The organism is Streptomyces pilosus (assembly GCF_014649835.1).
Lineage (GTDB): Bacteria > Actinomycetota > Actinomycetes > Streptomycetales > Streptomycetaceae > Streptomyces > Streptomyces pilosus.
The window spans coordinates 115,628-127,566 of sequence record NZ_BMTU01000011.1 but is presented as its reverse complement, the minus strand read 5'-3'; the positions used below and the strand labels follow the sequence as shown (position 1 = coordinate 127,566).

General features: G+C 70.7%; 11 protein-coding genes. 9 read left to right on the top strand and 2 right to left on the bottom strand.

Annotated elements, in window-relative coordinates; all coding sequences use genetic code 11:
• Positions 1-42 precede the first annotated feature (42 nt).
• Both IE118_RS24800 and IE118_RS24795 read right to left on the bottom strand, forming a co-directional pair.
• Positions 43-1,272 carry a DUF349 domain-containing protein gene (locus IE118_RS24800; RefSeq protein ID WP_189560250.1) on the bottom strand — a complete coding sequence of 410 codons (1,230 nt, stop codon included), beginning with the start codon at positions 1,270-1,272 and terminating at the stop codon, positions 43-45.
• 138 nt (positions 1,273-1,410) lie between these two features.
• Positions 1,411-2,232, bottom strand: a complete 822-nt coding sequence (locus IE118_RS24795) for a peptidylprolyl isomerase (protein WP_189560249.1) — start codon at positions 2,230-2,232, stop codon at positions 1,411-1,413.
• Positions 2,233-2,416: 184 nt separating this feature from the next.
• Between IE118_RS24795 and IE118_RS24790 the strand changes: the two genes are divergently transcribed.
• From IE118_RS24790 to ruvX, 9 genes are all read left to right on the top strand, one after another.
• Entirely contained in the window at positions 2,417-3,133 is a 717-nt protein-coding gene (locus IE118_RS24790) for an MBL fold metallo-hydrolase (protein ID WP_189560248.1), read from the top strand.
• Between the two features lie 12 nt (positions 3,134-3,145).
• Entirely contained in the window at positions 3,146-4,408 is a 1,263-nt protein-coding gene (gene hisS, locus IE118_RS24785; protein ID WP_189560247.1) for a histidine--tRNA ligase, read from the top strand.
• Between the two features lie 251 nt (positions 4,409-4,659).
• Entirely contained in the window at positions 4,660-5,328 is a 669-nt protein-coding gene (locus IE118_RS24780; RefSeq protein WP_189560246.1) for a vitamin K epoxide reductase family protein, read from the top strand.
• Positions 5,329-5,371: 43 nt separating this feature from the next.
• A complete protein-coding gene (locus IE118_RS24775) occupies positions 5,372-6,727 on the top strand; it encodes a replication-associated recombination protein A (protein ID WP_189560245.1) in 1,356 nt (451 codons plus the stop codon).
• Between the two features lie 300 nt (positions 6,728-7,027).
• Complete coding sequence (gene rpsD, locus IE118_RS24770) at positions 7,028-7,642, top strand: 30S ribosomal protein S4 (protein WP_189560244.1); 615 nt, start codon at positions 7,028-7,030, stop codon at positions 7,640-7,642.
• A gap of 217 nt (positions 7,643-7,859) precedes the next feature.
• Positions 7,860-8,312, top strand: coding sequence for a DUF948 domain-containing protein (locus tag IE118_RS24765; protein ID WP_189560243.1), 453 nt, complete (start codon positions 7,860-7,862; stop codon positions 8,310-8,312).
• Positions 8,313-8,319: 7 nt separating this feature from the next.
• Complete coding sequence (locus tag IE118_RS24760; RefSeq protein ID WP_189560242.1) at positions 8,320-8,691, top strand: hypothetical protein; 372 nt, start codon at positions 8,320-8,322, stop codon at positions 8,689-8,691.
• Positions 8,691-11,360: an alanine--tRNA ligase gene (gene alaS, locus IE118_RS24755; RefSeq protein ID WP_189560241.1), complete on the top strand. Its 2,670-nt coding sequence runs from the start codon at positions 8,691-8,693 to the stop codon at positions 11,358-11,360. The genes IE118_RS24760 and alaS overlap by 1 nt, the downstream gene beginning before the upstream one ends.
• 35 nt (positions 11,361-11,395) lie before the next feature.
• Complete coding sequence (gene ruvX, locus IE118_RS24750) at positions 11,396-11,860, top strand: Holliday junction resolvase RuvX (RefSeq protein ID WP_189560372.1); 465 nt, start codon at positions 11,396-11,398, stop codon at positions 11,858-11,860.
• Positions 11,861-11,939 lie beyond the last annotated feature (79 nt).

Here is an 11,939-nt window from a genome sequence, read left to right as displayed (position 1 = left end):
CGGCGGCCCCTCCTTCACCTGAGGCGGTCTCCTGAGGCGGTCTCAGCCGCCGAACTCCTGCAGACCCTTCAGCGCCTGGTCCAGCAGGGCCTGGCGGCCCGCCAGCTCACGCTCGAGCTTCTCCGCCTTGGCGGTGTTGCCCTGCGCGCGCGCCTGCTCGATCTGGCCCTTCAGCTTGTCCACGGCCGCCTGGAGCTGACCGGTCAGACCCGCCGCACGCGCGCGTGCCTCCGGGTTCGTCCGGCGCCACTCGGCCTCCTCGGCCTCCTGCAGGGCCCGCTCCACGGCGTGCATCCGCCCCTCGACCTTCGGGCGGGCGTCCCGCGGCACGTGGCCGATGGCCTCCCAGCGCTCGTTGATCGCACGGAAGGCGGCCCGGGAGGCCTTCAGGTCGGTGATCGGCAGCAGCTTCTCCGCCTCCCCGGCCAGTTCCTCCTTGAGCTTGAGGTTCTCGGCCTGCTCGGCGTCCCGCTCGGCGAAGACCGAGCTGCGGGCGGCGAAGAAGACGTCCTGGGCGCCGCGGAAGCGGTTCCACAGGTCGTCCTCGTGCTCCCGCTGGGCGCGGCCCGCGGCCTTCCACTCCGTCATCAGATCGCGGTAGCGGGCGGCCGTCGGACCCCAGTCCGTCGAGCCCGACAGCGACTCGGCCTCCGCGACCAGCCGTTCCTTGGTCCTGCGGGCCTCCTCGCGCTGTGCGTCCAGCTGCGCGAAGTGCTGCTTGCGCCGCTTGGAGAACGCCGACCGCGCGTGCGAGAACCGGTGCCACAGTTCGTCGTCGGACTTGCGGTCCAGCCGCGGCAGGCCCTTCCAGGTGTCCACCAGCGCGCGCAGCCGCTCACCGGCCGCCCGCCACTGGTCCGACCGCGCCAGCTCCTCCGCCTCGGCGACCAGCGCCTCCTTGGCGTGGCGCGCCTCGTCGGACTGCCGGGCCCGCTGCGCCTTGCGCTCCTCACGACGCGCTTCCACCAGCTCCACGAGCTTGTCCAGCCGGGCCCTGAGGGCGTCCAGGTCACCGACCGCGTGATGGGCGTCGACCTGCTCGCGCAGGTGGTCGATCGCGGTCCGGGCGTCCTTGGACGACAGGTCGGTGGTCTTCACTCGCTTCTCGAGGAGGCCGATCTCGACAACCAGGCCCTCGTACTTGCGCTCGAAGTAGGCCAGCGCCTCCTCGGGGGAGCCTGCCTGCCAGGAACCGACGACCTGCTCGCCGTCGGCCGTACGCACGTACACGGTCCCCGTCTCGTCGACGCGGCCCCACGGGTCGCTGCTCACAGCGCCTCCTCCACATGATGCCGCCGAAGGGGCCTGCGAGCTCCCCCGGGCATCGTCCACAGTTTCGTCACGGCCAACATAGGCGACCGACGGGATGCCTGTCCGCATCCCGCGCGACCGAAATTACGCAGTTGGGGCTCAGGATTCGGTGACGGTCGCCTTGTCGATCACGACCGTCGCGTTGGGCGCCCCGTCACCCGCTCCGGTGTTCTCCCCGGCTCCCGCGATCTTCTTCAGCACCGCCATGCCGGCCTCCGACACGGTGCCGAACGGTGTGTAGTTGGGCGGCAGCTGACTGTCCTGGTAGACCAGGAAGAACTGGCTGCCACCACTGTTCTTCTGCCCGGTGTTGGCCATCGCGACCGTGCCCGCCGGGTAGGTGTTGTCCTTCAGGCTCGCGTCCTTCAGGTTCTCGTCCGGGATGGTGTACCCGGGGCCGCCGGTGCCGGTGCCCGTCGGGTCACCGCACTGCAGCACGTAGATGCCGTTGGTGGTGAGCCGGTGGCACTTGGTGTGGTCGAGGTAGCCCTTGTCCGCGAGGAACGCGAAGGAGTTGACGGTGTGCGGCGCCGCCGACGCCTTCAGCGCCACGTCGATCGCCCCGCAGGTGGTGTCCAGCTTCATGGTGTACTTCGCCGACTTGTCGATCGACAGGGCCGGCTCCTTCTTCCACGTCTGCGACTTGACCGCGCCCTCGGCGGGCTTGTCGCACGGGTCCGGAGCCTTGCTGGTCGGCGGCGTGCTGGGCGTGGCCTCCGCGTTCGCGTTGCTCTTGTCGTCGTCCCCCTCGAGCGCCCCGGTCGTGTACAGGCCGAGGCCGCCCACGAGGACCACACCGAGCACGGCCGCGATCACCGAGTTGCGCGTCCGCGACTTGCGGCGCGCCTCGGTGCGCCGCTGCTGCTGCCGCAAGAACTTCTCCCGGGCGAGCTGACGCCGCCGCTGTTCCTGGCTGACCACCGGGTTCTCTCCTCATGCGTCTCGTGTGCCGGCCGGTACGCGTGCGAGCGTGCGGTGAGCCGACCGCCTGCGTGTGCCCCGTACCGTATATGGGTTCGCTGAGGAATCGGCAGCGCCGGTAGGCTCTGACCACGGGCGCAGCCCCGTCGCAAGCCCTCCCTTACCGACACAACGAAGGACGATCGTGCTCATTGCCGGGTTCCCCGCCGGGGCCTGGGGGACGAACTGTTATCTCGTCGCCCCCGCCGCCGGTGAGGAGTGCGTGATCATCGACCCCGGCCACCAGGCCGCCGACGGCGTCGCGGAGGCGGTCGCCAAGCACCGGCTCAAGCCCGTGGCCGTCGTCCTCACCCACGGCCACATCGACCACGTCGCCTCCGTCGTCCCCGTGTGCGGGGCGCACGACGTACCGGCCTGGATCCACCCCGAGGACCGCTACATGATGAGCGACCCCGAGAAGGGCATAGGCCGCGCCATCGGCATGCCGCTCATGGGCGAGCTGACCGTGGGCGAGCCGGACGACGTCAGGGAACTCACCGACGGCTCCCGGCTGGCCCTGGCGGGCCTGGAGTTCTCCGTCGCGCACGCGCCGGGCCATACCAAGGGGTCGGTGACCTTCGGGCTGCCCGAGGCGGCGGACATCCCGCCGGTCATGTTCTCGGGCGACCTGCTGTTCGCCGGCTCCGTCGGACGCACCGACCTGCCCGGCGGTGACATGGCCGAGATGCTCGACTCGCTGGCCCGCGTGTGCCTGCCGCTCGACGACTCGACCGTGGTGCTGTCCGGCCACGGCCCCCAGACGACCATCGGCCAGGAGCGCGCCACCAACCCCTACCTGCGGCAGGTGGCGGCGGACCGCCAAGGACGCGGCGCCGCCGAGGCTCCCCGACGAGGAATGTGACGAGAGACTTCCGTGAGCACCTTCAAGGCCCCCAAGGGCACGTACGACCTGATCCCGCCGGACAGCGCCCAGTACCTCGCCGTCCGCGAGGCCATCGCGGCCCCGCTGCGCGGCTCGGGCTACGGCTACATCGAGACGCCCGGCTTCGAGAACGTCGAACTGTTCGCCCGCGGTGTCGGTGAGTCGACCGACATCGTCACCAAGGAGATGTACGCCTTCGAGACCAAGGGCGGCGACCGGCTCGCCCTGCGCCCCGAGGGCACCGCCTCCGTGCTGCGCGCCGCCCTGGAGGCCAACCTGCACAAGGTCGGCAACCTCCCGGTCAAGCTCTGGTACTCGGGCTCCTACTACCGCTACGAGCGCCCCCAGAAGGGCCGTTACCGCCACTTCTCCCAGGTCGGCGCCGAGGCGATCGGCGCCGAGGACCCGGCGCTGGACGCCGAGCTGATCATCCTCGCCGACCAGGCGTACCGCTCGCTGGGCCTGCGAGACTTCCGCATCCTGCTCAACAGCCTCGGCGACCAGGAGTGCCGCCCGGTGTACCGGGCCGCGCTGCAGGACTTCCTGCGCGGCCTCGACCTCGACGAGGACACCCTGCGCCGTGCGGAGATCAACCCGCTGCGCGTCCTGGACGACAAGCGGGAGTCGGTGCAGAAGCAGCTCACCGGGGCGCCGCTGCTGCGCGACTACCTCTGCGACGCCTGCAAGGCGTACCACGAGGAGGTGCGCGAGCTGATCACGGCGGCGGGCGTCACCTTCGAGGACGACGCCAAGCTGGTGCGCGGCCTGGACTACTACACGCGGACCACCTTCGAGTTCGTCCACGACGGTCTGGGCTCGCAGTCCGCGGTGGGCGGCGGGGGCCGCTACGACGGCCTGTCCGAGATGATCGGCGGCCCGGCGCTGCCGTCGGTCGGCTGGGCCCTCGGCGTCGACCGCACGGTGCTGGCCCTGGAGGCGGAGGGCGTGCAGCTCGAACTCCCCGCCACCACCAGCGTGTTCGCCGTGCCGCTCGGCGAGGAGGCCCGCCGGGTGCTGTTCGCGAAGGTCACCGAGCTGCGCAAGAACGGCGTGGCCGCGGACTTCGCCTACGGCGGCAAGGGCCTCAAGGGCGCCATGAAGAACGCCAACCGCAGCGGCGCCCGCTACACGATCGTGGCCGGCGAACGCGACCTCGCCGAAGGCGTCGTCCAGCTCAAGGACATGCAGTCCGGCGAGCAGACGGCGGTCGGCGTGAACGAGATCGTGGCCGAGCTGGAGTCGCGGCTCGGCTGACCGCGCGCGACGGGCGCCGGGTGCCCTCCGGGGTGTCCGGCGCCCGTCGCGTCGGCCGCGCGGCACCCCGGCGGGGGAACCGGCGGCGAGCACCTGTACGACGCCCCGACACGCGTCGGCCGGAACGCGACGCTTCCGGGCGAACACCGGTATGGCCATGTGTCCGCTCAACGGCACATCCACAGCCCCGTACGGCACAATGGCCCCCAGCCCGAAGCAGGTCCACACTCTCTAGTGACGGAATCGGCGTGATGAGCAAGACGACAGTCAGGGACGTCGACATGGAGCCCGAACCCCCGGCCTCGCCGGAGCGCCCCGCCTCCGCGCTCCGCACCGAAGGCGCGAGCCGGGCCCTGGCCCTGCTCCTGGTGATCACCGGCGCCGCCGGTGTGCTCGCCGCGTGGGTGATCACACTCGACAAGTTCAAGCTGCTCGAGGCCAAGGTCGCGGGCGAGACGTTCGTCCCCGGGTGCAGCCTCAACCCCGTGGTCTCCTGCGGCAGCGTCATGGAGAGCGACCAGGCCTCCGTCTTCGGCTTCCCCAACCCGATGCTCGGCCTCGTCACCTACGGCATCGTGGTCTGCGTCGGCATGAGCCTGCTCGCCCGCGCCCGCTTCCCCCGCTGGTACTGGCTCACCCTCAACGCCGGCATGCTCTTCGGCGTCGTCTTCTGCGCCTGGCTGACGTTCCAGTCGCTGTACCGGATCAACGCCCTGTGCCTGTGGTGCTGCCTGGCCTGGGTCGCCACGATCGTCATGTTCTGGTACGTGACGTCGTTCAACGTCCGCAAGGGCTTCCTGCCCGCGCCGGGCTGGCTGAAGGGCTTCTTCGGCGAGTTCACCTGGGTCCTGCCGGTCCTGCACATCGGCATCATCGGCATGCTGATCCTGACCCGCTGGTGGGAGTTCTGGACCAGCTGACCGCCCGCCCCGGGCTGTCGGCGCGGTGCCTTAGGGTTTCAGCGTGGAGCCCGACCTGTTCACCGCCGCAGCAGAAGAACGCCAGGAGAAGGACCCGACCGGCAGCCCCCTGGCGGTCCGGATGCGCCCGCGCACCCTCGACGAGGTGGTGGGCCAGCAGCACCTGCTGAAGCCGGGCGCCCCGCTGCGCAGACTGGTCGGGGAGGGCGCCTCGGGCCCCGCGGGACCCTCCTCGGTGATCCTCTGGGGCCCGCCCGGCACCGGCAAGACGACCCTCGCCTACGTCGTCTCCAAGGCCACGAACAAGCGCTTCGTCGAACTGTCGGCGATCACCGCGGGCGTCAAGGAGGTCCGCGCCGTCATCGACGGAGCCCGCCGCGCCTCCGGGGGCTACGGCCAGGAGACCGTCCTCTTCCTCGACGAGATCCACCGCTTCAGCAAGGCCCAGCAGGACTCCCTGCTCCCGGCCGTGGAGAACCGCTGGGTCACCCTGATCGCCGCGACCACCGAGAACCCCTACTTCTCGGTCATCTCCCCGCTGCTCTCCCGGTCCCTGCTGCTCACCCTCGAACCGCTCACCGACGACGACATCCGGGACCTGCTCCGGCGGGCCCTCACCGACGAGCGGGGCCTCAAGGGCGCCCTGACGCTCCCCGAGGACACCGCGGACCACCTCCAGCGGATCGCGGGCGGCGACGCCCGGCGCGCGCTCACCGCCCTGGAGGCCGCTGCGGGCGCCGCCCTCGACAAGGGCGAGGCCGAGATCACCCTGGCCACGCTGGAGGAGACGGTCGACCGGGCCGCGGTGAAGTACGACCGGGACGGCGACCAGCACTACGACGTCGCCAGCGCACTGATCAAGTCGATCCGCGGCTCCGACGTGGACGCCGCCCTGCACTACCTGGCCCGGATGATCGAGGCCGGCGAGGACCCCCGCTTCATCGCCCGGCGGCTGATGATCTCCGCCAGCGAGGACATCGGCCTCGCCGATCCGAACGCCCTGCCGATCGCGGTCGCCGCCGCCCAGGCCGTCGCCATGATCGGCTTCCCCGAGGCCGCCCTCACCCTCAGCCACGCCACCATCGCCCTCGCCCTCGCCCCCAAGTCCAACGCGGCGACCACCGCCATCGGCGCCGCCCTGGACGACGTGCGCAAGGGCCTGGCCGGGCCGGTGCCGTCCCACCTGCGCGACAGCCACTACAAGGGCGCGACGAAGCTGGGGCACGGGAAGGGCTACACCTACCCGCACGACCTGCCCGAGGGGATCGCCGCCCAGCAGTACGCGCCGGACGCGCTGAAGGACCGCGAGTACTACGAGCCCACCCGGCACGGCGCGGAGGCGCGCTACGCGGACGCGGTGGAGTGGACCAGGAAGCACCTAGGTCGGAAGCGCTCCTGACCACCCTGTAGACTCGGGCCCAGTGCTGAGTCCCGTGTCCGGCTCCGGTCGGCGCCTCAGGCGGGACACCCAGCCGGATCTTCGATCCAGGAGCGTCGCGCACCGTCGTAGGTGTCGCGGGCAGCCCACCACCACCCGCACGTCAAGGGGACCGGTCGGTGGGCCGTTCGTGTGCTGCACGTATGTGCCCAGACCAGGGGAGCGGCTGCCCACCAGGTCCCACCGGACCCGATGGGAATCCCCGGCTGCGGATGCGACCTCCCGTAACCCTGAGGCAGCCGAAAAGGAAAAGGAAAAGAAGTGGCGAACCAGTCCCGCCCCAAGGTCAAGAAGTCGCGTGCCCTCGGCATCGCGCTGACCCCGAAGGCCGTCAAGTACTTCGAGGCCCGCCCCTACCCGCCGGGTGAGCACGGCCGTGGCCGCAAGCAGAACTCGGACTACAAGGTCCGTCTGCTGGAGAAGCAGCGTCTGCGCGCGCAGTACGACCTCTCCGAGCGCCAGCTGGTCCGCGCCTACGAGCGCGCCTCCAAGACCTCGATGAAGACCGGCGAGGCCCTCGTCATCGAGCTCGAGCGCCGTCTCGACGCGCTGGTCCTGCGTTCGGGCATCGCCCGCACGATCTACCAGGCCCGCCAGATGGTCACGCACGGCCACATCCAGGTCAACGGCAAGAAGGTCGACAAGCCCTCCTTCCGTGTCCGCCCGGACGACGTCGTGCAGGTCCGTGAGCGCAGCAAGGAGAAGACCCTCTTCACGATCGCTCGTGAGGGTGGCTTCGCCCCCGACGGTGAGATCCCGCGCTACCTCCAGGTGAACCTCAAGGCCCTGGCGTTCCGCCTGGACCGTGAGCCGAACCGCAAGGAGATCCCGGTGATCTGCGACGAGCAGCTCGTCGTCGAGTACTACGCCCGCTGATCCCAGCAGGCACGCGGTATCCCGAGCCCGCCGTCTCCCCGCCCCCTCCGGGCGGACGAGGCGGCGGGCTCGTCTTCGCCCGGGCTGGTCGCCGCCCGGGACCTCCCCGGACGAGCCGGCCGGTGGCGCGCGGTAATCCGGTACGGAGGGGTGTCTTCGGCGCGATAGGCTCGGGTACACGACTTTCTCGATGTTCAGGCGCGTGAAAAGGGAGCGGGTGCACACAGTGTCCGGTGGCGAGGTGGCCGGAATCCTGGTGGCCGTGTTCTGGGCGATCCTGGTCTCCTTCCTCGCCGTCGCGCTGGCGAGGCTGGCCCAGACGCTCCGGGCGACCACCAGGCTCGTGGCGGAGGTGACCGACCAGGCGGTCCCGCTGCTGGCGGACGCCTCCACGGCGGTGCGGTCCGCGCAGACCCAGATCGAGCGGGTCGACGCGATCGCCTCCGACGTCCAGGAGGTCACCTCCAACGCCTCCGCGCTGTCGACCACCGTGGCCTCCACCTTCGGCGGCCCGCTGGTCAAGGTCGCCGCCTTCGGCTACGGCGTGCGCCGGGCCGTCAGCGGCCGCAAGGACGACGCCCCGGCCGGGGAGCCGCGGCGTTCCGTGATCGTGGGCCGCACCGTCCCGGGCGCGCGGCGTGACAAGCGGACCCGGGGAAAGAGGGACTGACCCAGCGATGTTCCGCCGAACGTTCTGGTTCACCAGCGGCGTCGCCGCCGGAGTGTGGGCCACCACCAAGGTCAACCGCAAGATCAAGCAGCTGACGCCCGAGCACCTCGCCGTCACCGCGGCGAACAAGGCGATCGAGGCCGGCGGCCGGCTCCGGGACCGCGCGGTCGACTTCGCGCTCGAGGTCCGCGACAACATGGCCCGGCGCGAGGCCGAACTGAGCGACGCGCTCGGGCTCAACGCCCCCGTCGACCGCGAACTCCCCCCGCCCCGGGGCTACGCCGTCATCGAGAACCGCACCAGCCCCAAGTACGTCGAGGGCCCCGCGCACAAGCCGACGTACACGACGTACCCGTACAACCGGAATGAGGACCACTGATGGAGTCGGCCGAGATCCGCCGCCGCTGGCTGAGCTTCTTCGAGGAGCGCGGGCACACCGTCGTCCCTTCGGCGTCGCTCATCGCGGACGACCCGACTCTGCTGCTCGTCCCGGCCGGCATGGTGCCCTTCAAGCCGTACTTCCTGGGCGAGGTCAAGCCGCCCTTCGAGCGTGCCACCAGCGTGCAGAAGTGCGTGCGCACCCCCGACATCGAAGAGGTCGGCAAGACCACCCGCCACGGCACGTTCTTCCAGATGTGCGGCAACTTCTCCTTCGGCGACTACTTCAAGGAAGGCGCCATCAAGCTCGCCTGGGAGCTGCTCACCGGCGCCCAGGACAAGGGCGGTTACGGCCTCGACCCCGAGCGCCTGTGGATCACCGTCTACCAGGACGACGACGAGGCCGAGCAGATCTGGCGCGACGTCGTCGGCGTGCCCGCCGAACGCATCCAGCGCCTGGGCAAGAAGGACAACTTCTGGGACATGGGCGTCCCCGGACCCTGCGGTCCCTGCTCCGAGATCAACTACGACCGCGGCCCCGAGTTCGGCGCCGAGGGCGGCCCCGCCGTCAACGACGAGCGGTACGTGGAGATCTGGAACCTCGTCTTCATGCAGTACGAGCGGGGCGAGGGCCCGGGCAAGGACTACCCGATCCTCGGGGACCTGCCGAGCAAGAACATCGACACCGGTCTCGGCCTCGAGCGGCTCGCCATGATTCTGCAGGACGTGCAGAACATGTACGAGATCGACACCTCCATGGCCGTGATCGACAAGGCCACCGAGCTGACCGGCGTCCGCTACGGCGACGCCCAGGCCTCGGACGTCTCCCTGCGCGTGGTCACGGACCACATGCGCACCTCCGTGATGCTCATCGGTGACGGCGTCACCCCGGGCAACGAGGGCCGCGGCTACGTGCTGCGCCGCATCATGCGCCGCGCCATCCGCAACATGCGCCTGCTCGGTGCCACCGGCCCGGTCGTCAGGGACCTGATCGACGTCGTCATCCGCATGATGGGGCAGCAGTACCCCGAGCTGGTCACCGACCGCGAGCGGATCGAGAAGGTCGCCCTCGCCGAGGAGAACGCCTTCCTGAAGACGCTGAAGGCCGGCACCAACATCCTCGACACGGCCATCACCGACACCAAGTCCGCCGGCTCCACCGTGCTGCCCGGCGACAAGGCCTTCCTGCTCCACGACACGTGGGGCTTCCCGATCGACCTCACCCTGGAGATGGCCGCCGAGCAGGGGCTCTCCGTGGACGAGGACGGCTTCCGCCGCCTGATGAAGGAGCAGCGGGAGAAGGCCAAGGCCGACGCCCTGTCCAAGAAGACCGGCCACGCCGACCTCGGCGCCTACCGCGAGATCGCCGACCGGGCCGGGGCCACCGACTTCATCGGCTACTCCGACACCGAGGGCGAGTCCACGGTCGTCGGCATCCTCGTCGACGGTGTCTCCTCGCCCGCCGCCACCGAGGGCGACGAGGTCGAGATCGTCCTCGACCGCACCCCCTTCTACGCCGAGGGCGGCGGCCAGATCGGCGACACCGGCCGGATCAGGGCCGACTCCGGCGCCGTCATCGAGATCCGCGACTGCCAGAAGCCGGTCCCCGGCGTCTACGTCCACAAGGGTGTCGTCCAGGTCGGCGAGATCACCGTCGGTGCCAGGGCCCACGCCTCGATCGACGACCGCCGGCGCAAGGCCATCGCCCGCGCCCACTCGGCCACCCACCTCACCCACCAGGCGCTGCGCGACGCCCTCGGCCCGACGGCCGCCCAGGCCGGCTCCGAGAACCAGCCCGGCCGCTTCCGCTTCGACTTCGGCTCCCCGTCCGCCGTACCGCAGACGGTCATGCTCGACGTGGAGCAGAAGATCAACGAGGTGCTCGCCCGCGACCTCGACGTGCGCGCCGACGTCATGGGCATCGACGAGGCCAAGAAGCAGGGCGCCATCGCCGAGTTCGGCGAGAAGTACGGCGAGCGCGTCCGCGTCGTCACCATCGGCGACTTCTCCAAGGAGCTGTGCGGCGGCACCCACGTGCACAACACCGCCCAGCTGGGCCTGGTGAAGCTGCTCGGCGAGTCGTCCATCGGTTCCGGGGTGCGCCGCATCGAGGCCCTGGTCGGCGTGGACGCCTACAACTTCCTCGCCCGTGAGCACACGGTGGTCAACCAGCTCACCGAACTGCTCAAGGGCCGCTCGGAGGAACTTCCGGAGAAGGTCTCCGCCATGCTCGGCAAGCTGAAGGACGCCGAGAAGGAGATCGAGAAGTTCCGCGCCGAGAAGGTCCTCCAGGCCGCCGCCGGTCTCGCCGAGTCCGCCAAGGACGTCAAGGGCGTCGCGCTGGTCACCGGCCAGGTCCCGGACGGCACCGCCGCCGACGACCTGCGCAAGCTGGTCCTCGACGTGCGCGGCCGCATCCAGGGCGGACGGGCCGCCGTCGTCGCCCTCTTCGCGGTCAGCAACGGCAAGCCGCTCACCGTCATCGCCACCAACGAGGCCGCCCGCGAGCGCGGCCTCAAGGCCGGTGACCTGGTCCGCACCGCCGCCAAGACGCTCGGCGGCGGTGGCGGCGGCAAGCCGGACGTCGCCCAGGGCGGCGGCCAGAACCCGGCCGCCGTGGGCGAGGCCGTCGACGCCGTCGAGCGCCTCGTGGCGGACACCGCCAAGTGAACGGACCGGCGAACGAGCGGACGGACGGCCCGGCGATGCGCCGCGGCCGCCGTCTCGCGGTCGACGTCGGGGACGCCCGTATCGGGGTCGCCTCCTGCGACCCCGACGGGATCCTCGCCACACCGGTCGAGACCGTGCCCGGCCGGGACGTACCGGCCGCGCACCGCAGACTGAGGCAGCTCGTCGAGGAGTACGAGCCCATCGAGGTGGTCGTCGGCCTGCCCCGCTCCCTCAAGGGGGGCGAGGGGCCCGCCGCGGCGAAGGTCCGCGGCTTCGTCCTCGAACTGGCCCGCCTGATCGCGCCCGTTCCGGTGCGCCTGGTCGACGAACGCATGACGACGGTGACGGCCAGTCAGGGGTTGCGCGCCTCCGGTGTGAAGTCCAGGAAGGGCCGCTCCGTCATCGACCAGGCGGCCGCGGTGATCATCCTCCAGCAGGCACTGGAATCCGAACGGGTGTCAGGCAGACCACCCGGCGAGGGCGTCGAAGTGGTCATCTGATCGCGATACGGTAACGTTCCGCGCGATGCGGGCGGTGTTCGAACAGCCGGCGCACAGAGAGAGACGGGACGGAAGCCGT

Excerpts from the sequence above, each read along its gene's own strand:
- IE118_RS24760 (WP_189560242.1), top strand. The coding sequence starts at position 8,320 with ATGTTCCGCCGAACGTTCTGGTTCACCAGCGGCGTCGCCGCCGGAGTG.
- ruvX (WP_189560372.1), top strand. The coding sequence starts at position 11,396 with ATGCGCCGCGGCCGCCGTCTCGCGGTCGACGTCGGGGACGCCCGTATC.
- alaS (WP_189560241.1), top strand. The coding sequence starts at position 8,691 with ATGGAGTCGGCCGAGATCCGCCGCCGCTGGCTGAGCTTCTTCGAGGAG.
- IE118_RS24780 (WP_189560246.1), top strand. The coding sequence starts at position 4,660 with ATGAGCAAGACGACAGTCAGGGACGTCGACATGGAGCCCGAACCCCCG.